Annotated in this window: 21 protein-coding genes and 2 pseudogenes; 12 read left to right on the top strand and 11 right to left on the bottom strand. The window is 61.5% G+C overall.

Translation table 11 applies throughout. From position 1 onward, the window contains the following. Positions 1 to 327: 327 nt before the first annotated feature. Positions 328 to 1,812: an NAD-dependent succinate-semialdehyde dehydrogenase gene (locus LB569_RS10400; protein WP_224692149.1), complete on the bottom strand. Its 1,485-nt coding sequence runs from the start codon at positions 1,810 to 1,812 to the stop codon at positions 328 to 330. 2 nt (positions 1,813 to 1,814) lie between these two features. Further along, a complete protein-coding gene (locus LB569_RS10395) occupies positions 1,815 to 3,095 on the bottom strand; it encodes a 4-aminobutyrate--2-oxoglutarate transaminase (RefSeq protein ID WP_224692148.1) in 1,281 nt (426 codons plus the stop codon). A 147-nt stretch (positions 3,096 to 3,242) separates the two neighbouring features. Between LB569_RS10395 and LB569_RS10390 the strand changes: the two genes are divergently transcribed. Continuing rightward, complete coding sequence (locus LB569_RS10390) at positions 3,243 to 4,055, top strand: cupin domain-containing protein (RefSeq protein WP_224692306.1); 813 nt, start codon at positions 3,243 to 3,245, stop codon at positions 4,053 to 4,055. 27 nt (positions 4,056 to 4,082) lie between these two features. Here LB569_RS10390 and LB569_RS10385 read toward each other — a convergent pair whose 3' ends face one another. Further along, positions 4,083 to 4,850, bottom strand: a complete 768-nt coding sequence (locus LB569_RS10385) for an IclR family transcriptional regulator (RefSeq protein ID WP_224692147.1) — start codon at positions 4,848 to 4,850, stop codon at positions 4,083 to 4,085. Between LB569_RS10385 and LB569_RS10380 the strand changes: the two genes are divergently transcribed. The 9 genes from LB569_RS10380 to LB569_RS10340 all read left to right on the top strand — a co-directional run bounded on the left by LB569_RS10380 (position 4,810) and on the right by LB569_RS10340 (position 13,310). Then, complete coding sequence (locus LB569_RS10380; RefSeq protein ID WP_224692146.1) at positions 4,810 to 6,114, top strand: ABC transporter substrate-binding protein; 1,305 nt, start codon at positions 4,810 to 4,812, stop codon at positions 6,112 to 6,114. The two genes, LB569_RS10385 and LB569_RS10380, sit on opposite strands and share 41 nt — an antisense overlap. 82 nt (positions 6,115 to 6,196) lie before the next feature. Then, positions 6,197 to 7,069 carry a branched-chain amino acid ABC transporter permease gene (locus LB569_RS10375; RefSeq protein ID WP_224692145.1) on the top strand — a complete coding sequence of 291 codons (873 nt, stop codon included), beginning with the start codon at positions 6,197 to 6,199 and terminating at the stop codon, positions 7,067 to 7,069. 58 nt (positions 7,070 to 7,127) lie between these two features. Then, the gene (locus tag LB569_RS10370; protein ID WP_224692144.1) at positions 7,128 to 7,979 is read left to right on the top strand and encodes a branched-chain amino acid ABC transporter permease; all 852 of its coding nucleotides are present in this window, start codon (positions 7,128 to 7,130) and stop codon (positions 7,977 to 7,979) included. Further along, positions 7,976 to 8,776, top strand: coding sequence for an ABC transporter ATP-binding protein (locus LB569_RS10365; RefSeq protein ID WP_224692143.1), 801 nt, complete (start codon positions 7,976 to 7,978; stop codon positions 8,774 to 8,776). The genes LB569_RS10370 and LB569_RS10365 overlap by 4 nt, the downstream gene beginning before the upstream one ends. Further along, entirely contained in the window at positions 8,769 to 9,485 is a 717-nt protein-coding gene (locus tag LB569_RS10360; protein WP_224692142.1) for an ABC transporter ATP-binding protein, read from the top strand. The genes LB569_RS10365 and LB569_RS10360 overlap by 8 nt, the downstream gene beginning before the upstream one ends. Then, on the top strand, positions 9,482 to 10,237 hold the full coding sequence (locus tag LB569_RS10355) for an SDR family NAD(P)-dependent oxidoreductase (RefSeq protein WP_224692141.1): 756 nt from the start codon (positions 9,482 to 9,484) through the stop codon (positions 10,235 to 10,237). The genes LB569_RS10360 and LB569_RS10355 overlap by 4 nt, the downstream gene beginning before the upstream one ends. Then, positions 10,230 to 10,964 carry an SDR family NAD(P)-dependent oxidoreductase gene (locus tag LB569_RS10350; protein ID WP_224692140.1) on the top strand — a complete coding sequence of 245 codons (735 nt, stop codon included), beginning with the start codon at positions 10,230 to 10,232 and terminating at the stop codon, positions 10,962 to 10,964. The genes LB569_RS10355 and LB569_RS10350 overlap by 8 nt, the downstream gene beginning before the upstream one ends. Before the next feature lie 11 nt (positions 10,965 to 10,975). Further along, positions 10,976 to 11,803, top strand: coding sequence for a polysaccharide deacetylase family protein (locus LB569_RS10345; protein WP_224692139.1), 828 nt, complete (start codon positions 10,976 to 10,978; stop codon positions 11,801 to 11,803). A 61-nt stretch (positions 11,804 to 11,864) separates the two neighbouring features. After that, positions 11,865 to 13,310: an amidase gene (locus LB569_RS10340; protein ID WP_224692138.1), complete on the top strand. Its 1,446-nt coding sequence runs from the start codon at positions 11,865 to 11,867 to the stop codon at positions 13,308 to 13,310. 321 nt (positions 13,311 to 13,631) lie between these two features. On the opposite strand, the gene LB569_RS10335 is transcribed toward LB569_RS10340, so the two are convergent. Next, positions 13,632 to 14,531 (bottom strand): AraC family transcriptional regulator, encoded by a 900-nt coding sequence (locus tag LB569_RS10335; RefSeq protein WP_318013104.1) that lies wholly within the window; start codon positions 14,529 to 14,531, stop codon positions 13,632 to 13,634. A gap of 110 nt (positions 14,532 to 14,641) precedes the next feature. Between LB569_RS10335 and LB569_RS10330 the strand changes: the two genes are divergently transcribed. After that, the gene (locus LB569_RS10330; RefSeq protein ID WP_224692137.1) at positions 14,642 to 15,469 is read left to right on the top strand and encodes an oxidoreductase; all 828 of its coding nucleotides are present in this window, start codon (positions 14,642 to 14,644) and stop codon (positions 15,467 to 15,469) included. A 506-nt stretch (positions 15,470 to 15,975) separates the two neighbouring features. Here the strand turns inward: LB569_RS10330 and LB569_RS10325 are convergent. The 3 genes from LB569_RS10325 to LB569_RS10315 all read right to left on the bottom strand — a co-directional run bounded on the left by LB569_RS10325 (position 15,976) and on the right by LB569_RS10315 (position 17,920). Continuing rightward, positions 15,976 to 16,740, bottom strand: a complete 765-nt coding sequence (locus LB569_RS10325; RefSeq protein ID WP_224692136.1) for an isochorismatase family protein — start codon at positions 16,738 to 16,740, stop codon at positions 15,976 to 15,978. Positions 16,741 to 16,811: 71 nt separating this feature from the next. Next, complete coding sequence (locus LB569_RS10320) at positions 16,812 to 16,973, bottom strand: hypothetical protein (protein ID WP_224692135.1); 162 nt, start codon at positions 16,971 to 16,973, stop codon at positions 16,812 to 16,814. Positions 16,974 to 16,990: 17 nt separating this feature from the next. Next, a complete protein-coding gene (locus tag LB569_RS10315; RefSeq protein WP_224692134.1) occupies positions 16,991 to 17,920 on the bottom strand; it encodes a pirin family protein in 930 nt (309 codons plus the stop codon). Positions 17,921 to 18,343: 423 nt separating this feature from the next. Here LB569_RS10315 and LB569_RS10310 point away from each other — a divergent pair, with 423 nt between their 5' ends. Then, entirely contained in the window at positions 18,344 to 19,303 is a 960-nt protein-coding gene (locus LB569_RS10310) for a LysR family transcriptional regulator (RefSeq protein ID WP_224692133.1), read from the top strand. Here LB569_RS10310 and LB569_RS32025 read toward each other — a convergent pair. From LB569_RS32025 to LB569_RS10295, 4 genes and pseudogenes are all read right to left on the bottom strand, one after another. Further along, positions 19,300 to 19,488 (bottom strand): annotated as a pseudogene (locus LB569_RS32025) (hypothetical protein); the annotation flags it as partial. The gene LB569_RS10310 and the pseudogene LB569_RS32025 overlap by 4 nt on opposite strands. A gap of 75 nt (positions 19,489 to 19,563) precedes the next feature. Continuing rightward, complete coding sequence (locus LB569_RS10305; RefSeq protein ID WP_224692132.1) at positions 19,564 to 22,830, bottom strand: error-prone DNA polymerase; 3,267 nt, start codon at positions 22,828 to 22,830, stop codon at positions 19,564 to 19,566. Beyond that, on the bottom strand, positions 22,827 to 24,347 hold the full coding sequence (locus LB569_RS10300; protein ID WP_224692131.1) for a Y-family DNA polymerase: 1,521 nt from the start codon (positions 24,345 to 24,347) through the stop codon (positions 22,827 to 22,829). The genes LB569_RS10305 and LB569_RS10300 overlap by 4 nt, the downstream gene beginning before the upstream one ends. Next, a pseudogene (locus LB569_RS10295) lies at positions 24,262 to 25,022 on the bottom strand (ImuA family protein). The gene LB569_RS10300 and the pseudogene LB569_RS10295 overlap by 86 nt, the downstream one beginning before the upstream one ends. Positions 25,023 to 25,036 lie beyond the last annotated feature (14 nt).

The raw sequence follows: 25,036 nt of genomic DNA, 5'->3' as shown, positions 1-25,036 counted from the left end.
CGAGATCGACATCGAGCTCCTGCAGATAACAATCGTTCTTGGTCGACCACGCCTTTCGACGCTGGATTTACCGCACAAGCCGACCGGCTCTTCATCCACCATGGCGACAAAGCCGTCGGGCTCAAATTCGCGCTCCAAACCAGTGGCGGAAGGTGGTCTGATCAGCTCCATCACGCTGGTTTTGTTGGAGTCGAGATAGGCGGTCTACAGCCGTCGTCCTTCCTGTCCATCGCTGGCTGCCATCGACCGGACGACGAGGTTTTCATGCCAACATTTCGGTGTCGGCCGTTGCCGTGTTCAGGAGGTGAGCAATGAGCGGGTCAGCCCTTATCCTTCGATCGAGAGGCAAAGATATTTGATCTCCAGATAGTCCTCGAGACCATATTTCGAGCCTTCGCGGCCTTGGCCGGATTGCTTGATGCCGCCGAAAGGCGCCGTCTCGTTGGAGATCAGGCCGGTGTTGATGCCGACCATTCCGTATTCAAGCGCCTCGGCGACGCGGAACACCTTCGACAGGTCCTTGGCATAAAAATAGGAGGCAAGCCCGAATTCGGTGTTGTTGGCCATTTCGATCACCTCGTCCTCGGTCTCGAACTTGAACAGCGGCGCAACCGGTCCAAAGGTTTCCTCGCGCGCAACCTTCATGTCTGACGTCACGCCGGTCAGGATGGTCGGCTGGAAGAACAAACCCGCCCGGTCGGCGGGCTTGCCGCCCAGAGTGATGCTGGCGCCCTTGGAAAGGGCATCGGCGATATGCTCTTCCACCTTCTCCACGGCCTTCCGGGTGATGAGTGGGCCGGCGTTGACGCCGTCCTCGAAACCGTCTCCGACCTTGAGCGCAGCAACCTTAGCCGCCAGCTTTTCGGCAAACACGTCGTAGACGCCAGCCTGCACGTAGAGCCGGTTGGCGCAGACGCAGGTCTGGCCGTTGTTGCGGTATTTCGACACCATCGCACCTTCGACCGCCGCATCGAGATCGGCATCGTCGAAAACGATGAACGGCGCATTGCCGCCGAGCTCGAGACCAAGTTTCATGATCTGCTCTGCACCCTGACGCATCAGGATCTTGCCGACGCCGGTCGAGCCGGTGAAAGTCAGTTTGCGCACCTTGGCGTTCTCGGTGAATTCCTTTCCGATGGACGAGGAATCGGTCGAGGTGACGACGCTGAAGACGCCGGACGGCACACCGGCGCGTTGCGCCAGCAGCGCCAGCGACAGCGCCGAAAGCGGCGTCTCGGCCGCAGGCTTCGACACCATGGCGCAACCGGCAGCGACAGCCGGCGCGAACTTACGCGCCAGCATCGCATTCGGGAAATTCCACGGCGTGATCGCCGCGACGACGCCAACCGGCTGCTTGAGGACGATGATCCGCTTGTCCTGCTGGTGGCCAGGGACCGTATCGCCATAGACGCGCTTGGCCTCTTCGCCGAACCATTCGACATAAGAGGCCCCGTAGAGGATTTCTCCGCGCGCCTCGGCCAGCGGCTTGCCCATTTCCATGGTCAGGATGGCGGCAAGATCGTCGGCATTGGCGAGCATCAGATCGTAGAGCCTGCGAAGGATCGCGGCTCTGTCCTTGGCCGTCTTTTTTGCCCAGTCCTTCTGCGCCTTGTAGGCAGCATCCACCGCGCGGGCCGCCTCCGCGCGACCCATGTCCGGCAGGGTCGCGATAACTTCACCGGTCGAGGGATTGATGACGTCAAAGGACTTGCCGCAATCGGCACCCGACAACCATTCACCGGCGATCAGGGCCTTGTCAGTAACCAGCGAGGGGTCCTTCAAACGTGCAAGCAAAGTGTTGGAAATGCTCACTGTCACGCCTCCTTGGCGCATTCACGCAAGGTTTGCTCCAGGATGTCGAGCGCTTCGGAAAACACCCCATCCCGGATGGTCAGCGGCGCGAGGAAACGGATGACGTTGCCATAAACGCCGCAGGTGAGCAGGATAAGCCCCTGGGCTAGCGCCTTTTCGCGCACCTTGTTGGTGAACTCGGCATTTGGCATTTTGCCGCCTGGCACGTTGAATTCGACGGCGTTCATGAAACCCGGCCCGCGAATGTCTGCGATCTGCGGCACGGCGTCGGCAAGCGACTGCAGGCGCTGCTTCAGCCGGTTGCCAAGCAACGTCGCCCGGTCGTTGAGGCCCTCTTCCTCGATCACGTCGAGAACGGCATTGGCGGCGGCGACGCCGATCGGATTGCCGCCATAGGTGCCGCCCAGCCCGCCCGGCCCCGGAGCGTCCATCAGCTCGGCGCGGCCGGTCACGGCTGCGATGGGGAAGCCGCCGCCAAGCCCCTTGGCCATGGTGGTGATGTCTGCCACCACGCCATGATGTTCCATGGCAAACAGTTTGCCCGTGCGCGAGAAGCCGGTCTGCACCTCATCGGCGATCAGCAGGATGCCGTGCTTGTCGGCAATCTCGCGCAGCTTCTGCATGAACGCCTTCGGCACCTCGTAAAAGCCGCCCTCGCCCTGAACGGGTTCGACGATAAATGCCGCCACACGATTGGGATCGACATCCGCCTTGAACAGCTTGTCGAGCGCGGTGAGCGAAACATCGGCCGTGTAGCCATGCAGTTCGACCGGGAAAGGCACATGATAGACATCCGGCAGCATAGCGCCGAAACCGACTTTGTAGGGGACCACTTTGCCGGTCAGCGCCATGCCCATGAACGTGCGGCCGTGGAAGGCGCCAGTGAAGGCGACGATCGCCGATCGGTTGGTCGCGGCGCGGGCGATCTTGATCGCATTTTCCACAGCTTCCGCACCTGTCGTGACGAACACGGTCTTCTTCTTGAAGTTGCCCGGAACGGCTTTGTTCAGCCGCTCTGCCAGGCGCACATAATTCTCGTAGGGAACCACTTGATGGCAGGTATGAGTGAAATGGTCGAGCTGGTCCTTGACCGCAGCGATGACCTTGGGGTGCCGATGTCCCGTGTTGACCACAGCGATGCCGGCGGCGAAATCAATATAGCGGCGGCCTTCGACATCCCAGATCTCCGCATTTTCGGCGCGCTTCGCATAGACCTGCGTGGTGACACCGACGCCGCGCGAAATGGCGTCGCAGCGGCGGTCTGCAAGTTCGACATTGTGCATGAAGCAATCCCTTAAAAGCGGAAGACTGGTTGTTGAGGAGACGAAAACGTCCGAGTCAAAAAAATATCTACATTTTTTCTGTAGGCTTGCAAGATGCGTCTTATGCCCGCTAGAAAAATTTCACTTGGCCGAACCTGCCCACGGGATATGCAAAAGAATCCTCTGAAAATTGCCGAAGCGGCGCGCAGCGCCGGCGTTTCCCCCTCGACACTCAGGCTGTGGGAACAGCAGGGGCTGGTCGAACCGATCCGCACGCCCTCGGGGCAGCGACTCTATGATGCCGAGCTCATCGAGCGGCTGCAGACGATTGCCTGGATGCGAAGCGAAAAAGGTCTCAATCCGGCAGCCATCAAAGAAGGGCTGAAGGACGAGCCGGAATCACGCCTCGCCTTGCAGGGCAATGCAGCTGGCGACGACATGCCGATCGGGATGAAGGTCAGGAGCCTGCGACGGCAGGCCCGGCAGACCTTGGAAACAGTAGCGCGTGCGACGGGGACCTCCTTGTCGCAGCTGTCGACTTTCGAGCGGACGTCGCAGGGAATCTCTATCACGGCGCTGCACGATGTCGCAAAACACCTCGGGACGACGGTCGCCGATCTCAGCGGGCAGCAGGGGCAGGAAGAAAGCGCATCGTTGGTGCGGAGCGGCGAATGGGCGACGTGGCCGACGACCTCGTCAGGCGTCACCATCCATGCGCTCGTCCCGGGTCGGCGGCAGATGGAATGTCATCGTTTCGACCTTGCGCCTGGCGCCTCCAGCGAAGGCTCCTATCGTCACGAGGGAGAAGAATTCATCTTCGTGCTGGCGGGAAAGCTGCAGGTCGTGCTCGACGGCGACCAGTTCTTTGAACTGCGCACCGGAGACAGTTTCTATTTCGAGAGCAAGAGACCGCATTCCTGGCGCAATCTCTCCGACGGTCAGACAACCCTGATCTGGATCAATACGCCGGCGACGTTCTGACGCCGCCGCCCGCACACACCACCGGGATCAGGACCGGTTCGAAATCATCCGCGCGGCCGAAATAGCCAACGGCGCATGTTTGCGACAGAAAGAGTCGGCATTCCAGTCCGACAGCGAACCGGCGATATGCACCGCGCCAATCGGCGCGTTGCGTTCGTCGAAAATCGCCGATGCAAGCACGATTTCGCCGATCAGCATCTGCTCTACGCATAATGCATAACCAAGTTCGCGGGCTTTATCGATCTCCGCAAGGATCTCGCTTCGCGACGTGACCGTCTTCGGCGACTGCGGGACGAGAGCCGATCTGTCGATAATGTCTTCTACGACATCGCGCGGCAGATGGGACATCACCGCCCGCCCGCCGGACGCGGCAAACGACGGAACGCGTCGACCAGTCAGTGTAGCGAAGAAGGTCTCACGCTTCGATTGCCGGCGAAGCGCATAAACGATTTCAACATTCTCGAAGAGACTGAGGTCGACACGCTCCCCCGTTTCGTTCTGAAGATCCATGAGGATCGGGCTGGCGCGCTGGATTGTCTGCGAATGGCGCAGATACTCGAAGGTGAAATGCAGAAACTTTTTGCCCAGGGCGTAGGTGCGGTTCTGCCCGCGCTCGAGATATCCGAGTTTGACCAGCGTATGGGACATGCGCTGGATCGTGCTGGCATCCAGCCCGGTTAGCCGTTTCATTTCCTTGTGTGTCAGGCGTCCGCCGTCGCCACTCTTCTCGAACACCTCGAGCAGCTGAAATGCTTTGCCCAGCGATTTCACGAACAATGAATCGTCGTCGCTCACCGAGTGTACCCCTCCACAGGATCGCCGCTTGACGGTCCAACAATACCATAATAAGATAAATCATATCGCATTACAATATAAAAAATTGCGGCAACCGACAAAAGAGGTGAACATGGCTATCTGTGCAAAGGCGGCTGCTGCCGCTGGACTTTCCGTAATGATCTCGTCCGTCGCGATATCCGCAGCGTTTGCAGAACAGCTGAATCTGGGCGTTTCACTACCGCTGTCCGGCCCGGCTTCGCTTGCCGGCACATCGATCCGCGAAGGCATCGAGTTTGCCGTCAAGCAGGCAAATCAGAAAGGCGGCGTCTTCGATCAGGACGTCAAGGTGTTCATCGAGGACGACGAAGGCAACCCGACCAAGGGTGTAACCGCGGTCCGCAAGCTCATCGAGCAGGACGGCGTCGTCGGCATCAGCGGCACCTATGTTAGTGCCGTCGCTGCGGCTGAAAGCAAGGTCGCCAAGGAATACAAGGTACCGATGATCTCGGCCGGTTCGACCTCTTCGGCCGTAACCGATGCCAATACAGCCCAAGACCCATGGTTCTTCCGCGCCTTTCCCGGCAGCAGGACCCAGGCCAAGCAGACCGCCTCCGACACGCTCAACAAGCTGAATGCGAAGACGGTGGCGGTGCTCTACGAAAACTCCATTTACGGCAAATCGCTGGCCGACGAATTCAAGTCGAACTTTGAGGCTATCGGCGGCAAGATCGTTGCCTTGGAGGCATACAATCCGGGCGACAAGGATTTCTATTCATCGTTGACCAACGTTCGCGCCCAGTCGCCCTCGGCCGTTTATATCGCCGGCCTGATGGATTCAGGCGCCCAGATCATCAAGCAGGCCGACGAGCTCGGCGTTCAGACGCAAATCGTCGGATCGGGTTCGATGATGAGCGACAAGTTGATCGAACTTGCCGGTCCGGCGTCGGAAGGCTTCGCCGTATCTTCGATGTTCGAACCCAGCACGCCGAACAGGCATGGCGCAGAATTCGCCAAGGAATTCCGGGCCGCCTACAACAAAGAGCCTGACGTCTACAGCGCCATCGGCTTCGATTCCATGGGCCTTCTTATCGAGGCGGCGCGCCGCGCAGGCAAGCCGGACGGTGCCGCGATGCAAAAGCAATTGCTCAAAATGACGGACTTCCCGCTGACCCAGGGACCGGACGGGACGACGGCAAAGTTCGACGACAAGGGCAGCGTCGAGTTCAAGGTGGGCCTTGCAATTGTCAAGAATGGCAAGCGCGAATGGCTTCCCTTCGACTGAGCAGCAGTGACGGCTTCGCGAGGCGAGATTCCGCCCCCTGGAGCCGCTTCTTTCATTCACGCCCGGACAGGGATTTCCACCTTTGATACTTTTCCAGCAATTCCTGGCCAACGGAGTTGTCGTGGGATCGAGCTATGTACTCGTCGCGCTCGGCCTGACGCTCATCTTTGGTATCCTTAAAATCGTCAACTTCGCCCATGGCGAATTCTATATGCTCGGCGGCTACGTGGCCGTGGTCGGTACCCAGGTCCTGGGCATCGGCCCCCTGCCCTCGATCATGCTCGTTATCGTTGCGATGGGGATGTTGGGCTGGTTCGTCGAGCGCGCTATCTTCATGCCGATCGCCAAGAAGGATCCGACAAACGTCATTATCGCGTCTTTCGGGCTGTCGATCCTGCTGCAGAACGTCGTTCTCAAGATTGCCGGACCGGAACCGATGCTTGCCAGGAGCGGCCTGCCACGTGGCGCCATTCAGATCGGCGACATCTTCCTGACCAGCGAGCGTCTTGCGATCGTGGCATTCGCAGCCGTCACGGTAATCGCCCTGCTTGTGGTGCTGAAATACACATGGGTCGGCCTGTCGCTTCGGGCCATGTCGGAGAATGCGACCGTGGCACGGATTTGCGGCATCGATGTCCGTCGTGTCGGCGTGGTGACCTTTGCCATCGGCACGGCTCTTGCCGGACTGGCCGGCGCGCTTATGGCGACTGTCTTCACGGTTCAGCCAAATGCCGGCAGCCTGATCGTCATGAAAGCCTTCGTGATCGTGGTTCTGGCCGGCATGGGGAGCATCGAGGGTGCGATCATCGCGGGCCTCGCTTTGGGCATCGTCGAATCCCTCGTCACCGGCTATCTCGGCAATGGACTGCGCGACATCGTCGGCTTCATCTTCGTGATGGGCGTCCTGACCATACGTCCGCAAGGCCTCTTCGGCGTGAAGATGGATCGGTCCTGACGTGCGTACGATTTTTCCCATTCTCGCCGCTGCGGCGACGCTTGCCATCGTATCGTCGGTGTTCGGCGGCGGATACGCGATTAATATCGCCATCGTCGTGTGCATCTACGTCATCCTGGCCAGCAGCCTCGACATTGTCATGGGCTGGACGGGCCTCTTTTCCTTCGCCCATGCCGCCTTCCTTGGAATTGGGGCCTATACCGCTGCCATCCTCGGCCGGGACTTCGGAACCACGTTCTGGGTCAATCTGCCGCTCGGAATGATCGTCGCAGGCCTGTTCGGCTTCCTGCTCGGCCTGCCGCTCCTGCGGGCACAAGGACATTTCCTGGCGATCATGACAATCGCATTCCAGACCATCGTCTATCTCGTCCTGTCGCAGTGGACCGATTTCACCGGCGGACAATATGGGATCGAAGTCGAACCAGTCGCAGGCTTCACCACGCTATCGTCATATTTCTACCTGGTCCTGGCGATTGCCGTGATCTGCCTGATCGCGATCCGCTTTCTCACGCTATCGCGCTTAGGAAATGCCTTGCAGGCGATCCGCGACGACGAGACCCTGGCGCGGACGATCGGCATCAATACAAAGGTCGTCAAACTTGTCGCATTGGCAATATCGTCGGCGTTCGCGGGCGGCGCGGGCGTCCTTCTGGCTTATCACATACGCGGCGTGACGCCTGACGATTATACCGTTCTCGCTTCGGCATCGATCGTGGCCATGGTCGTTCTTGGCGGCCGCGGAGGTTTCTGGGGTCCAATTCTCGGTGCAGTGCTGCTGACCGCACTGCCGGAGCTGCTTTCGATCCTTGCCGACTACAAGCACATCTTTTACGGCGGCGTGCTGATCCTGGTCACGATGTTTGCTCCGCAGGGGCTCGCGGGCAAGTTCTCTCGTTGGAGAGCAAAATGACGGGCGAACAGAAAAACATGTCTCCGATGATCACGGCTGAAGCACTCACCAAGAACTTCCAGGGGATAGTGGCGCTGAATGCGTTCGACTTTTCCGTCAACGAAGGCGAGATCGTCGGTCTGATCGGTCCAAACGGCTCGGGCAAATCGACCGTGGTCAATCTTTTGACCGGCGTTCTTGCGCCGACCAGCGGTCGCGTGCTGATCGACGGCAAGGATTTTACCGGCGCCGCACCGCATGTCGTTGCAAGACACGGGGTGGTCCGCACCTTCCAGATGATCAGGCTGTTCCAGAGCCTGACGGTTGAGCGGAACATCGTGTTGGCGCTGCAGGAGCAATCTGGCCCCGGATATATGTCATCCTTCCTGAACCGTCGCAATGCTATGGCCTGGCACGAAAAGGCGGCTTGCAAGGCGCGCGACATGCTGGCCTTGTTCGAGATGGAGAAGTACGCCCAGAAGCTCGCCACCGATCTTTCGATCGGTCAGCAGCGCATGGTCGAACTGGCGCGCGGCCTCGCCACGAACCCGCGTATCTTCATTCTGGATGAACCGGCAGCCGGCCTTTCGCCGATCAACGTCGATCGGCTCATCGAGATGATCGGCCGCATGCGCGACGAATTCGGCGTCACGATCCTGCTTGTCGAGCACGTCATGCGCGTCGTTCAATCAGTTTGCGACAGGGTTGTCGTCCTCGATTACGGACAAAAAGTTGCAGACGGCAAGCCGGACGTCGTCGTTCAGGACCCCAAGGTCATCGAAGCTTATATCGGATTGGGGCGGTCTTCCCATGCTTGAGTGCAAAAGTATCGATGCCGGATACGGCAAAGTTCAAATCCTTTACGGTCTCGACTTCACCGTACCCAAGGGCGGGCTGAGTGCGATTCTTGGCAGCAACGGGACAGGCAAGTCGACGGCGCTCAAAACGCTCACCGGCCTCGTGAAGCCGACGAGCGGAGAAATCCTGCTCGACGGCAAGCGGATCGACGGCAAGGGCGCCCATGCCATGGCAGCGGCGGGCTTATGTCTCGTGCCCCAGGGCAAGGAAGTCCTCGGCGGCCTGAGCGTGCATGAGAATATCACCGTCGGCGCCTATCACCGGCGCAAGGATAAGCCCGGCATCGCCGAAGACGTCGAGATGGTCTATGCCGAATTTCCCCGCCTCAAGGCCCGTTACAAGGCACCGGCCGGACTTCTGTCCGGTGGCGAGCGGCAGATGCTGTCGCTGGGTCGCGCATTGATGGCACGGCCGAGCATGCTGCTGCTCGACGAACCTTCGGCAGCGCTCGCACCGAAGGTGGTAGGCGAGATTTCCGACATCATCCGCAAGCTGAGAGCGCGCGGCCTGACCATGCTTCTCGTCGAACAGAATGTCTCGATGGCGCTCGAACTCGCCGACGAGGTGCATATCCTACGTGAAGGCCGTTTCGCCTATTCGCGCAAGAATGGTCCCGATCTCAAGGTCGAGGAACTGCGCGAATTTTATCTCGGGAAAGGACAATCGTGAGGCGGTTTGCCGGGAAAACGGTGCTGATCACCGGCGCGGCCGGCAGTCTCGGCGCCGATCTGTCGCAGGCATTTGCCCGCGAAGGCGCAGGGCGCCTCTACCTTGTCGATCGCGACGAGGCGAGGCTTGGCGAACTCAGCACCGCGATCGGCAGATCGGCCATTGCGGTCCGCTGCGACCTCACGTCCGTTTCCGACATGCGGCAAGCCTGGGACGGCATGGATCTGGCGTCGGGTATAGACGTACTGGTGACCGCCGGCGGGACCCTTGGCAGCGGCAAGCCGCTCCTGGAAGTCGATCCGGAAGAGTTCGACCAGATGCTGTCGCTCAATGTGCGCGGCACATTGCTTGCCGTGCAGCTCACCCTGGCCGCGCTGCGGCATCGCAAGGGATGTATTGTGACCTATGGCTCGACAGCCGGCCTGACCGGTTCGCGTGCGCTCGGTGCCTATTCGACGACCAAGGGAGCCGTGGCGCTGCTTACCCGCAGCCTTGCGTTATCGCTCGCCGAGGAAGGCATACGCGTCAATTCCGTCTGCCCCGGCTCGATCTCGTCGCCGATGCTGGAGCAGAACTTCGCGGCGGCCGGAGCAGAAGCGGAAATGCGCCGGCAGATGTATCAGGATCTTCATCCGATGAAACGTTTCGGGGAGGCGAACGAGGTGACTCAGGCCGTGCTCTATCTAGCCAGCGACGCCGCATCCTATACGACCGGCGTTTCGCTGCCGGTCGATGGAGGTCGCCTTGCATAGCTTTGAGGGCAAGACAGCTGTCGTTACCGGCGCCAACAGCGGCATCGGCCGCGCGACACTCGATCTGCTCATCGCGCGCGGCACCTCCGTCGTGGCGGTCGACCGAGACGTATCCGAGCTCGGCGGCGTTGCCGTAACCGTTGTCGCCGCCGATCTCGCCCACGAGGCGGCACCAAAGCGGATCGCCGATGCGGCCAGCGTGCTCGGCGGACTGGATCTCCTGGTCAATTGCGCCGGCGTCGGCGGCTCGAAACGCATCGCCGAAACCGATGACGCCCTGCTGGACCGGATCCTGAGCACCAATCTACGCTCCGTCATCCGGCTGACGCGGGAACTGCTGCCGTTGCTGCGCCGGCCCGGCGGCGCGATTGTCAACCTCGCATCCGTTTTTGGCGAGGTCGGGCGCGTGGGCACCACCGCCTACGCCGCCAGCAAGGGCGGCATCTCGCAGTTGACACGGCAATTGAGCGCGGAACTCGGTCCGGAAGGGATCCGGGTAAATGCCGTCGCACCCGGCTGCATCCTCACCGCGATGACCCGCGACAAGATCGACAAGGATGCCGAGTACCGCAGCGCGATGATCGCCGGAACGCCGTTGCGACGGATCGGCGATCCTACGGAGGTGGCCGAAGTGATCGCTTTCCTTGGTTCCGATCAGGCGTCCTTCGTCAATGGTCAGATCATTGCCGTCGACGGCGGCTGGCTCTCGTCGCGAGGCACATTCTGAGGAGTAGAGAGATGGAACATTTCGGTCCTGTCAAATGGCCCGACGGCCATCGCGTTGCAGTCATGCTCTCCTTCGATTTCGATGCCGAAACCCTCTGGCTATCGCGGGATGCCGATAATGCGCGCCGGCCGGGGACGCTGTCGCAAGGCGTCTATGGCGCCAAGGTCGGCGTTCCGATGATCCTCGAAACCCTGGAAGATGCCGGTGTGCGGGGAAGCTTCTTTGTGCCCGGATGGACTGCCGAAAGACACACCGCCCGCCTGGAAATGATCGTCGCCAGAGGCCACGAAGTCGGCCATCACGGTTACCTGCATGAATGGGTCGACCCCGACCAGCCGGAACGGGAGGAGGAAATCCTCATCAAGGGCCTGGAGGCCCTAAAAAAGACGGTGGGGATCGTTCCAACCGGTTATCGATCGCCGGCCTGGGAGACCTCGCCGCATATGATCGGCCTCCTGAAGCGTTACGGCTTTTTCTACGACAGCTCCTTCATGGACACCATCAACCCCTATCGGCATAGGCTCGATGACGGGACAGAAGGTCCGATCGAGCTTCCGGTTCACTGGAGCCTGGATGACGCGCCGTTCGCGCTATTTTCCGTGCGCGCGCCGCGCACAATCGTCACTAACGACCATATTCTGAAGGTATGGCAGGATGAGTTCCACGAAATCTACCGCTGGGGCGGGCTCTTCAATCTGACGATGCACCCGCAGGTCATCGGCCGGCCGTCCCGCATCGCGCTGCTCAGAGAATTCATCCAGTGGGTAAAAACCTTCCCCGGTGTGTGGTTCGCACAGGGACATCAGGTCGCGGAGGCCTGGAGCAAGTCCGAAAAGTAATCTTTTTTCACCCTTAGAAGGCTGCCCGAAGGAAGACGGCTTCCCCTGAAACGGAGATGTCATGAATTTCGAAGAGTACCGGTCCAGGGACGGCATCGCTCTTGCCGCACTTCTGGCCAATGGCGATGTCAGCGCGCCGGACCTGATGCGGATCGCGATAGAGGCGGCCGAACGCGTCGATGCCGTCACCAACATGCTCTCCTACAAGGATTACGAGGGGGCTTTGGCGAAGGCTTTCCGCCATGAGGTGATTGCCGGCACATTCAGTGGCCTGCCGTTCCTCCTGAAGGATTCCGGCCTCCCCTCGACGGACTTGCCGACCAGCATCGGGTCTTCGCTCTTCGAGGCGACGAAGGCCCAAAGCGACGCGACCCTCGTAAAGCGGTTCCGCGATGCGGGCTTCATCTCGTTTGCGCGCTCTACGGTGCCTGAACTTTGCATGGCGCCGACGACGGAGGCGCGCCGAAATGGCGGCCCCACCCGCAATCCTTTCGACCCGACGCGTTCGTCCGGCGGATCGTCCGGCGGAGCTGCCGTCGCCGTGGCGGCCGGCGTTGTCCCGGTGGCGCATGGCAGCGACGGCGGTGGGTCTATTCGCGTTCCCGCATCGTCCTGCGGCGTTTTCGGCCTCAAGCCGTCCCGCGGCCGCGTTCCGCTTGGCCCTTTTCGTGGCGAAGGTTGGGGCGGACTTGCCTGCGATGGCGTCTTGACTCGTACAGTACGCGACACGGCGCGCACTCTCGACCTCATCGCGGGAATGGAGACCGGCGCGCCCTACGCAGCTCCACCCGGCAACAGCTTCGAAGCGGGTCTAGACCTATCTTTAGAGCGCCCCCTACGGATCGCCGTCTGGGAGGATCCATGGGGTCTGCCGGTGGACGAGCCTTGCCGGGAGGCCGTACGAAAATCGGCCGAGCTTTGTGCGTCGTTTGGCCATGAGATCATCGCCATCGACCCACCGGAGTTCGACTATCATGCCTTCGTCAATGCCATCATTACCGTCATGGCTTCTAACGTCGCACTTTCCGTCGGTGTAAAGCTTTCGGCGTTAGGCCGCGATCCAAGACCGGATGAGCTTGAGCCAGCTATTCTGGACGGCTACTTCATCGGTAGACGCACTACTGCAGCTGACTATATCGCGGCCGTCGATAGGCTGCACGCTACCGGCCGGATGATGGCCGCGATGATCGACGGATACGATCTTGTTCTTTCCCCCAGTCTTACGACCCTTCCACCGACGCTAGGGATCATTTCAACCGAAGAGGCTGATTTTCGCGGTTTCCGGCGCAAGGCTGGCGAGCTTACTCCGTTTTTGGCAGTAGTGAACGCCTCAGGGCAGCCAGCCGCAAGTCTGCCACTTTGGAGGCATGAAGGTCTTCCCGTCGGAGTACAACTCATCGGTCGTTTCGGCCGAGAGGACATGGTGCTGGCCTTGTCGCATCAACTGCAAGGAAGCTCGCTCTGGAGCGTAGCCCAGAGATGGCCTGACTTCTCTAGTTTCCGATAGATAACATGTTGGGGACAGAACAAAAGCTGTCGAAACAAGTGAACGCCCGGATGTTCGCTGTAGATACTTGATTTGCCTCCTATACCACTAGGCAGCCTTGGACAGAGGCTTGACCACACCGTTCTAGAGTGGAATGGAAAGTGGGTCCGACGTGCGCTTCTCAAAGAACGAAAGACGCTACGGAAGAAACTGGCCGGCCGGTTCTTCGCGAATCTCGGCAGGATTGTCGGCGAAAGTGGCTGATCCATCTCGCCGGCGCGGAAACGAACGACCGGCAGCGCGCCCGCAAGCCGGACGCGCCGCCACCGCCGGCCAAGACGATCAGGCAAGCTCGCCGAGATGCCGGCGAACCCACTCGGCCTCCTCGGAAGCCGTGCGCCGGAAGTGCCGGCGGAAATCGCGGCTGAACTGGGCAGGGCTGGCGTAGCCGACCGATGCCGCGACTTCCGCAATCGTCCTGTCCTGGCGCGCGATCATCAGCCGCGCCTCGTGGAGCCGCATCGCCTTCAGATATTGTATCGGCGTGCTTCCGGTCAGGGTTTTGAAATGGACGTGGTAGGAAGGAACGCTCATGCCCGCTTCGGTTGCCAGCGCGCCGACCGAGATACCGGAGCCGTAGCTCTCGCGCAGGCGGACGAGGCTTTGCACGATCCTGCCGGACCTGCCCCGCTGCTGCAGGGCCGAGATCATCGCACCGCCCTGCGGGCCGACGAGCACCCGATAATGCAGCTCGCGCAGGATGCCGGCTCCCAGAACCGCAAGCTCGACGGGATCGCATAGAGCCCGCAGCATGCGCAGCACGACATCCTCGATGTCAGGGGCCATCCGGCTCGATACCAGGCCTCTCATCCTGCTGGCGGGCGTGTCCGAGCGCCTCGTCTCGACGTCCGAGGCGATCTCGGCGGCCATGTGCATGTCGAACTCGACATACACCGCGAGCAGCGGCCGCTCGGGACTTGCCACCGATTCCATCCGGAACGGCACCGGCACCGACACCGCCAGGTAGTGCTCTTCGTCGTAGAGATAGATCTCGCCGTCGAGCACGCCCTGCTTGCGGCCCTGCAGAACGAATGCCGCGCCCGGCTTGTAGAGCACGGGAACGTCTTGAAGGACCGCCTCGCTCCTGAGAATGCGGACGCCATGAAGCGGCGTCGCGTTGTATCCCTGACGGGGAGCATGATGACCGGCCAGTTCCACGAGGTCGCGACGTTTCGACGGCATTTCTCCCCTCTCATAGGATTTGGCAAGAGATTCAGAGCTTCAGCGATGGATGCCCGCCTGCTTGAATATTATCGGTCAAGGACATCGATCGATCAACAGGACAGGCCAGCATGCAGCGCAAAACTTTCTTCATCACCGGTGCAAATTCCGGTTTCGGTTTCGCAATCGCGGCCGCCGCCAGCTGCGAGGGCCACAAGGTCCTGGGCACGGTCCGCTCGGAGCAGGCGCGCGCAGACATGGCCCAACGCTTGCCGGGGATGCGCGCCGTCCTCTGCGACGTGACCGAATTCGACCGCATCGCCGGTATCGTCCGGCAGGCCGAAGACGATCATGGCCCCGTCGACGTCCTCATCAACAATGCCGGCTACGGCCATGAGGGCATATTAGAGGAGTCGCCTGTCGAGGAGATGCGGCGCCAGTTCGACGTGAACGTCTTCGGCGCGGTCGCGGTCGCCAAGGCTTTCCTGCCGCGCTTCCGTGAAAGACGTGGCGGCTTCATCGTCAACGTGACATCGATGGGGGGCATGATCACCATGCCCGGCATCGCCTATTATTGCGGAAGCAAATTCGCCCTTCAGGGGATTTCTGAGGTCATGCGTGCGGAGATGGCGCCGTTCGGCGTTCATGTGACGGCCTTGTGCCCCGGCTCGTTTCGGACGGACTGGGCCGGGCGATCGATGGTCAGGACCGGACGGTCGATTGCGGACTACGACGCGCTGTTCGATCCCATACGGCAGGCCCGGCAGGCCAAGAGCGGCAGGCAACTGGGCGATCCCAACAAGCTCGCGGCGGCGGTTCTGCGTCTGGTCGAATCGGACAGCCCTCCGCCGCAACTGCTGCTAGGTAGCGACGCCCTCGGATTCGTGTCGGATCGGATTGAGCGCCTGAAGCAAGAAATCGAGCTATGGAAATCGGTCACCGTTTCGACCGATGGTTGAAGCACGCGTAGACGACGCAATCACCCGTGCCTACGCCGAGCTGGTGGGTTACGCAGCGAATGTCCATTGAGGCTACTGCGAGGAGATGCCGGATAAAGCAAAGGTGGATGTCAAGCCAAATGTATTCGCGATCTGCACTCGGCGGGGACGCGAAACCGTCGCCTTGATAGACAGTGTGCAAGCTTTCGAATTACCATGCTGCCCGACAAAACTACAAGACAGCGACGTCGGTGTTGCCGTTCCAGTCTGCCATTTATGCGACTTTTTGAGCACACACCCGGAACATCTGACCGTTTCCATTCATCGCCCAAGGCCAGTTTAGCGCTGGAAAAGCCAAAGTGTGGGAGTTCAGAAATGGCGGCAACTGGCCGAAAGCGAACCGTCCGCTTGCGGTGAGCAACCCTGAATAGCTGCCGTTTCGCATCTAGCTTTTCCGCAGCTTCCCCCAAGTGAAGACTGGGGAGCCACCTGTCGCCAGGTGGCCCAGGTCCAGTTTTTGCCTAGACCTATTTCGCGGCCTTCTGTGCCGCGTAATAGCTTTCAAACAACGCGCCATATGCCGGTTCGACGTGGTCGACAAAGACCTTGGCGAAATCCATCGCGTCTGGGCGGTCCCAAGTGTGCATCACCTCTGTAATCGCCGCGAATGTGTCAATCGGCATCGCGCCCGCCTGCGTGACCCGGGCAATGGATATGTCGGTCGCCATCTTCGACCAATTGCCCGATGCATCCACAATGCAGAACACTTTGTACCCAGCCTCGAGGGCTTTCAGTGCAGGAAACACCATGCAAATGCTGGTGAGAGTGCCCGCGATCAGCAGTGTCTTCCGCTTGGTCTTCTCGATGGCTTCGACAAAGGGGCGGTGATCCCACGCGTTGATGGGGCCGCTGCGTGGAACGTACACCGCATCGGGGTTGCTCTGAAGGATCTCGGGAATGGTCGGACCATTGGCACCTTCGGGAACCGATGCCGTTACAACGGTCGGGATCTTCGCGATCTTCGCTACCTTCGCAAGAGCAGTTACGTTGTTGCGGAGTTCCCTGTACTCCATATCACGGACCAACTGGAACAAGCCGCTCTGATGATCTATCAGCAGCAATACAGCATCGTTCGGGTCAATCATCCACTTGTTTGATGTCATGTCATTTCCTTTGGTTTTGGAACTGGATGTGCTGCCTGCGGCGGCGGCAGCTACCGCTGTCGTCGGCGTCGTCAGCAATGTCGCTGCGCCGGCTGCAGCGCCGGCAATAAGTATCTCTCTGCGCTTCATTTACTTCTCCGATCGATTGATATTTTTAAGATGAGTACTGAAGAGGCGCGCGCTCGACCACGACTGCCAACTCAAGCCGTTTCTCGCCAATGACTGTGGACTGATCCAGTATCAGACACCGCCATGACCACCTTGGCCGCCCGGAATGCATTCTGGATGTCCACCGCGCTGCGGCGCTCTACCCGAGGCATGCCAGAAAAATTGCGGCGAAACTTGTCGATACCGATTTCCATCGTGCCACCTTGCGAGGTCATGAGCCGGCAGACTCGACCCGCGGCGGCTCCGGCGGCAACGGAATGAACTCCGTTTCGCCAGCGACTTCGGGGAAGCGGCCCTGCCGCCAGTCGTCCTTGGCCTGCTCGATCCGGTCCTTGGAGCTCGAAACGAAGTTCCAGTAGATGTGACGCTGCTCGGGAAAAGGTTCGCCGCCGACCAGCATCAGATGCGCTCCGCCGCGTGTGCTCACGATGATCTCCGCGCCAGGCTTGAAGACGACAAACTGCGCTTCGCCGAATCTTCCTGTCTGGCCGGCGATTTCAATCTCGCCAGAGACGACAAACACCGCCCGCTCAATATGCTCCGTGGGCACTTGCAACCGCGCGCCAGGCTTGAGCACAGCGTCGACATACATCAGGTCCGAATAGACCGGCACCGGCGAGCGTTCTCCGAACGCACTGCCCGCAACGACGGTGAGCGAGGCTCCCTCGGCCTGGAGCCTAGGCAGAGTGCCGTTGGCGTGATTGGAGAAACCCGGCTGCATTTCTTCGAGCGCCTTGGGCAAGGCGACCCAGATTTGCTGGCCGAACATCGTTCCACCTTGAGCCTGCAACTTCGCGGGTGAGCGCTCGGAGTGGACGATGCCGCTGCCCGCCGTCATCCAGTTCACGTCACCGGGGCGGACCGTCTCAACGCTCCCGATGCTGTCTCGATGAACCATTTCGCCTTCGAGCAGGTAGGTGAGGGTCGACAGGCCGATATGGGGATGGGGACGAACATTCAGGCCAGCCCCTTCTCGAAACACCACTGGTCCGAAATGATCGAGGAAAATGAAGGGACCAACCGTGCGGCGCTGTGGGGATGGGAGCGCACGGCGAACCTTGAACCCATCACCCAGATCGCGAACAGGCGGAACGATCAAATGTTCCACCGCCAGGTCTGGCAGGGCACTCGTAACAGTCATTGCCGGCCTCCATTGCAGAGTTTCAACTCGGAGCTGTCGCGCAGTGATCTCGCTCCAACAGCGCAATTTTCATCTCAAGAAGGACGTTGAGGTCCCGTGATGACATCCTGCATGGCTTTCAGAGGCGGAATGTGTTGCACCACCAATCGGTTAGGCTCAGGGTTCGTTCTTGATCGCGTCTAAGGATCGTAAATGCCATGTGCGTACGTGCCGGGAAAGCCGGTATGTTACGATACTATCCATCGGCATAGCCGATGGTTTTAGACGTAGAAGCGTCCCGTGGGCATTTTCAGTTTTGCCGGCTCGCTTTGCCGCCAACGATTGTATCGGCGAGCGTTGACGTGCCGGTCGCAGCCTGCATAAATAGGGGCAGCCTGCATATCTTCATGGAATCCATCGGTTAATTCGATAGAAAGACACAACGTGCTTGATGGTGTTTCTCTTGACCAGTTGCGGACTTTTGTTGCCGCAGCTGACGAAGGAAGCTTCTCTGCTGCAGCCCGGCGCCTCAGGCGAACCCAGTCCGCCGTCAGCGAAACCATGGCCAACTTGGAAACGCAGCTTGGTGTCACGCTTTTCGACCGCAGCGCTCGATATCCGCGCCTGACGACCGAAGGTGGTGTCCTTCTTGCCGACGCGCGGGCTGTCGTTTCCGGCGTTGATGGTATGAAGGCACGCGCGAAGGGAATATCAGGCGGGCTGGAGGCGGAGCTGGCTGCGGTGATCGACGTCTTCTTTCCGATCTCCGCGATTGCCGAGGTCGCTCACGAGTTTCGCGGACAATTCCCGGCCACGCCTTTGCGGCTACTGGTCGAGGCCCTCGGCGGCGCGGTGCAACCCGTCTTGGATGGTCGCGCGAGCTTCGGCATCGTTGGATCTTTGCCAGTACTGCCCTCTGGCCTTGTGGCCGAGCGCGTCACCAGCGTTGACTTTGTCATGGTCGCGGCTGCAAGCCATCCGCTCGCGGGGTATGGTGGCCTCATTCCGCGGGATGAACTGGCGCAACACGTTCAACTGGTGCTCACTGATCGATCCGATCTCTCGGCCGGGCGGGAGATCGCAGTCATATCGCCTTCAACCTGGCGTTTGGCTGACCTGTTTGCCAAGCACGCCTTTCTCATCAGCGGCCTCGGTTGGGGTGGCATGCCGCTCCACGTCGTCGGGAAGGACATCGCCGAGGGGCGGCTTGTTGAACTTTCGATCCAAGATATACCACGGGGGGGACTCAAGCTGCCGATATCGGCCATCTACCCAATCGCCGCACCTCCGGGACCCGCAGGCCGTTGGATGATCGAGCGCCTTAAACAGTGTTCAAACGAAATGCCGGGCAACTGGCCCATGGAAAAGGTTTTCTCGACGTCGGTGTCCGGCCCCGGGCGGTGAACCTGATACAGGTCAATGCGATCGGTCTGCAGGCGACGCAGGGCGTAGTGTTTCCGAGCGGTCGTCGGGTCTCTCGGACAATTGTGTCGTCGACACCAAACAAGACTAAAGCCGATCGACCGCTTTCGCAGAAAGCATCGCCATCTCGAATGGCCGAGTTGGGGCGCGAAGCGGTCGATGGTCACTGACCATTGGCGACCGCTTTCCACCCCATCTCAGACGGCGCTTTTGCGTTTACCGCTGAGCGGACGATGCGAGCACTATCGGAAGTCCCGTGTCTTCACCTTGATTGGCTCGACCTGCAGCGTTGGATCGACGAGGTCCCGTGGCCGCAGACCCTTCGGCAAGCTGCGAGGATCGATTCCGGGCCCACCATGATGGGCTTCGTCGCCCCGGCCATGGGGAATCGGAAACGGCGTCTCGCGATTGCCCACACTGGCGAGTTCCCCAGAGAGGTCGGTCAGTTGGTGGGCGACGAGGTGGACCACGTCACCCTCACGCTGAATCTTGCCGCGGACGGCGAGCATCGAGGAGGAAAGCAGCACCCGGCGGAATTTCTCGAACACCGTGACCCAGACCACGACATTGGCCGCGCCGGTCTCATCCTCCATGGTCAGAAACATCACGCCTTTGGCCGAGCCGGGTCGCTGGCGGACGAGAACCAGGCCCGCCGCCTCCAGCCAGCGACCGTCGCGGGCCTGCATCGCCTCGGTGCAGGTGACGATGCGACGCCGGGTAAGGTCGGTCCGCAAGAACGAGAGCGGATGATTGCGCAGGGTGAGACCAACGTGGCCATAGTCCTCAACAACCTCCCTTCCAGTCGTCATCGGCCGTAGCGCCACGGCAGGCTCGTGAATTTCCGAGACGGTCTGCCGTTCACGCGCCGAAGCGGCGGCAAAGAGCGGCAGGGGCTCATCGCGTAGTCCCTTGAGCGCCCATAGGGCTTCGCGCCGCGCCAAGCCCAGGCCAGGACGGAAGGCATCGGCCTCGGCCAGTTGCACGAGTGAGGCCGCCGGCACGCCGGCGCGCTGCCAAAGATCGTCGATCGAGGCGAATGGCTCGTCGGTCCTGGCCGTTACGATGGCGGCCGCGTCGACATTGGCCAGTCCCTTGACCAGACGCAAACCAAGGCGGACGGCGAAGCGTCCTTCCTCGCAAATCGGTTCAAGCGCGCAGCCCCAGCGGCTGGCATTGATACAGACGGGTCGGATCTCGACGCCATGGGCTTGGGCGTCGCGCACGATCTGGGCCGGCAGGTAAAAGCCCATCGGTTGCGAATTGAGCAGCGCGCAGCAGAAGACATCCGGATGATGGCATTTCATCCAGCTCGAGGCATAGGCGATGAGCGCGAAACTGGCGGCGTGGCTCTCGGGGAAACCATAGCTGCCAAAGCCCTCAAGCTGCTTGAAGGTGGTGGCGGCAAATTCAGGCGTATAGCCATTGGCGATCATGCCGCCGATCAGCTTGTCGTGGAACTTGCTGACCCCACCCGTATGCTTGAAGGTCGCCATGGCGCGCCGCAACTGGTCGGCCTCGCCGGCGGAAAAACCGGCGCAGACCATGGCGACCTGCATTGCCTGTTCCTGGAACAGAGGGACGCCAAGGGTCTTGCCGAGCACGCGCTCGAGCTCGGGTGTCGGGAACTCGACCGGCTCCTTGCCCTCCCGGCGGCGCAGATAGGGGTGGACCATGTCGCCTTGGATTGGACCTGGTCGCACGATGGCCACCTCGACGACGAGGTCATAGAAGGTGCGCGGCTTGATGCGGGGCAGCATTGACATCTGGGCACGGCTTTCGATCTGAAAGACCCCGATCGTGTCCGCCTTGCGGATCATGGCGTAGGTCGCCGGGTCTTCGGCCGGGATGGTGGCCAGGTCGAGGGTCATGCCCTTGTGCTCGGCCAAGAGGTCGAAGCTGCGCTTCATGCAGGTGAGCATGCCGAGCGCGAGGACGTCGACCTTCATGAATTTGAGGATGTCGATATCGTCCTTGTCCCATTCGATGACCTGGCGGTCGACCATGCGGGCCGGCTCGATGGGGACGAGGTCATCGAGCCGGTCATTGGTCAGAACGAAACCACCGGGATGCTGCGACAGGTGCCTGGGCGTGCCCTCGAGCTGCTGTGCGAGTTCGAGGGTCAGCCGCAGCCGCCGATCGGCGAGGTTGAAGTTGAGTTCTCGGGCGCGGGTCTCGTCGATGCCCTCGCCATGGCCCCAGACCTGCGACGACAGCATCTTGGTCACGTCCTCGGGCAGTCCGAGGGCCTTGCCGATGTCCCGGACGGCGCCTTTGGTGTGATAGCGCACTACGGTCGAGCACAGCGCGCTGTGGTCGCGGCCATAGGTCTCGTAGACCCACTGCATGACGATCTCGCGCCGTTCATGCTCAAAGTCGACATCGATATCGGGGGGTTCCTTGCGCTCCTGCGAGACGAAGCGCTCGAAGACGAGATTGTTACGCTCGGGATCGATGCTGGTGATGCCCAGCACATAGCAGACGGCTGAATTGGCGGCCGAGCCTCGACCTTGGCACAGGATGTCCTTGGTGCGCGCGAAGTGCACGATGGCGTTCACCGTCAGAAAGTACGGCGCGTATTGCAAGATCTCGATCAGGCGCAGCTCGTGCTTGATGAGCGCCACCACCTTGTCCGGCACGCCCTCCGGATAGCGCCGCTCCGCGCCTTCCCAGGTGAGTTGTTCAAGCGCCTGCTGTGCCGTTAGCCCGGGCAGCATCTTCTCCTCGGGGTATTGGTAGGCGAGTTCGTCGAGGGAGAACCGGCATAGCCGCATGATCTCGACGGTGCGCGCGACGGCTTCCGGGTAGCGCGAAAACAGTCGCGCCATTTCCTCGGGGGGCTTGAGGTAGCGGTCGGCATGGCGCTCGCGCCGAAACCCCAACTCATCGATGGTGATGTTGTGGCGAATGGCGGTCACCACGTCCTGGAGGATGCGCCGGCCGGGTTCGTGGAACAGAACGTCGTTCGTCACGACCGTCGGCACACGCATTTGGGTGGCGAGGTTGGAAAGCTCATGCAGCCGGATCTGGTCATTGGGTCGGCGGCGCAGGGTCAGCGCCAGGTAAGCGCGGGTGCTGAAGGTTTCCCGCAGGCGCCGCAGCTGCAGGGCACAGGTATCGTCCGCATGATCGGGGACCAGGACGGCGATCAAGCCATCGGCATAATCAGCCAGATCGCTCCATTCGAGGTGGCATTTCGCCTTGCCACCGCGCTTCTTGCCAAGGGTCAGCAGCCGGCACAGCCGGGAATAGGCGGGACGATCGGTGGGAAAGACGAGCAGGGACATGCCGTCGATCAGATCGAGGCGACAGCCGACGATGAGCCTGACGCCAGTATCCTTGGCGGCCTGATGTGCCCGCACGATACCGGCCAGCGAATTGCGATCGCCAACCGCCAGAGCGTCGATGCGGAGCGCCGCCGCCTGGGCGAAGAGGTCGTCGCACGAGCTGGCGCCGCGCAGGAACGAGAAGTGGCTGGTTACCTGCAATTCGGCATAGCGCGGGTTGGTCATGCGAAGACCCCATGCAGGAACCATTTGTGCGAGCCGGTCTCGGGATCCTCGCCATCGCCGGCGCGGTAAATCCAGAAGCGGTCACCGGCCTCGTCCTCGACCTGGAAATAGTCCCGGACCGCGATCACTTCGGCATCGCGCCGCCACCATTCACCGAACACGCGCTCGGGACCGTCAGCGCGCGTGACGCGGCGGCGGATGCCGCGCCAACTGAACCAGACCGGCGGATGGTCGGGCAGCAACGCCATCGTCTCGATGGGTTCGGGATGGGTCAACAGACGCGGCGGTCGAGGCCAGTCGCTGGACCAACTCGTGCCGTCATCGGCGGCGGTCGGGGCAATGCGTCGGACGGAGCGTTCGGGCACATCGCTTTCGACCGGCGCGAAGCGATAGAGGCCTTGCTCGCCGATCCGGTTGGCAAGCACGTCGATGAGATCGCTGATGTCCGGCTCCGGCTCCTCGACCAGCGAAGAGATGATCTGCTTGGCGCCGAAAGGCTCGGCGAGTGTGGCGGTCAGCGTCATCAGTTCGATGCCGAAGCCGGGATCCACAGTTTCGATCCGGTCGGTCAGGAGACGGGTCAGCCGTTTGACATCGCGCACCGGCACCGCGGTGCCAACGCGAACGGCCTCAATGCGATTGTCGACGCGATGAAACAGCAGGTCGAGCCGGCGCGCGCCGAGCCCCTTGGCCTCGAGTCCTTCGCAGAGCATCACGACGAGTTTGCCGGCATAGCGGGCGATCGTCTCGGCGGCGCTGATCGGCTCGCCAAAGGCGCGACGAACCGCAACCAGTTCGGGCGAGCGGATGGGCTCGAAGGGTTCGCTGCGACCGCCCACGGCCTGGTCGTGGCGGCGGCCGAGTTCGGGGCCGAAACGCAGCGTGAGGGAAGCCCGGGGAGCGGCTTCAACTTCGCTGATCCGTTCGAAACCCAGCGTATGGAGGCCTTCGACGATGTCGGGTGGAAGACGCAGCGCGCTGATGGGGAGGTCACGCACGATCGCTCCGGCTTGGCCGGCCGGCGCGACGAAGGTGGGGCGAGCGAGAAACCGCGCGCAGGCATGGGCAGCGCCCCAGGTATCGGCAACGGCCGCACGAGCCTCGATGCCCGACGTCGCGATGCGCGATACCAGCCCCGAAAGCATCGCGTCCTCGCCGCCATGGAGGTGGTCGGCGCCGGTGGTGTCGATGATGAGGCCATCGGGTGGATCGGCGGCGACGATCGGCGCGTAGCGCAGCGACCAGAGCGCCATTCTATCGAGAGCCTCGGCGTCGCCCGCCGGATCAAGATCGAAGCTCTGCAGCCCCGGCACCAGGACCTGGGCCTTACTCGGCGGCATGCCGACGCGCAGACCGGCGGCGCGGGCCGCTGCATCGGCGGCCAGCACGAGCCGCCGGTTTCCCTGCCGGCCCAGCATGACGATCGGGGTTTCAGCCGATGGCGCGGACTGGCCCAGTGCGCGCCGCAGACGATCGGTCGGCCAAGCCGGAAAAAAGAGCGAGACGACCCTTGGCATCGCAGGCTTCCACTTCAAAATCGGCGCTTTCACCAGCCCGGACCCGGATCAGCTCCAGCTGCCAGCGAGCACGGCCGACGCCGGGGGCCGGCAAGGGGCGGGAGGGAAGCGCGGTGACCCGCCAGCGGGTGACCGCGGCCGTTGGTTGTCCAAAATCGGTCGCTTCGGTTTGCCGTCGCCAGCGGCGGATGGCGATGCCGATGGCGCCCGAGGTTTCGGCGGCAAGCTGCAGGCGGCGGGAGGCGGTCATGGAGAGACGGGCCAGTTCGGCGACGACGGCCCCTAGGCCGCCATGACGAAGCCCCTCCTCGAAGCAGGCGAGCACAGCGGCCTCGTCGCCGGCCTCGACATAGACGACGCGACCGGGCAGTAACCCGGCTTGGGCGAGCGCGGGCGCAAAGAGATCCTACCGGGTGACACACCAGAGCACCTTGCCCTTGGCGCGCGCTGCTATGCCGGCGGCAAAGAGCGCAGCCGCCGCACCATCGATCGCCCCGTTGCGGCCACCAGCAACCTCATGCAGCGCCCCGAGCGCCAGCCCTCCTCCGGCAGCGCTTTGTCGATCGCCGGCACGCCGAAAGGAAGCGTTGCGCGGTTGCGCGTCGGCTCGCCTTCGAGGCGCGCGACTTGCTCGCGAAGCGCAGCGATAGCAGGGCTTTCGGCCGGCTGACCCATGGACAAATCACTCT

Source organism: Mesorhizobium sp. BH1-1-4 (assembly GCF_020165665.1).
Lineage (GTDB): Bacteria > Pseudomonadota > Alphaproteobacteria > Rhizobiales > Rhizobiaceae > Mesorhizobium.
This window is presented reverse-complemented; position numbering and strand designations above follow the sequence as displayed.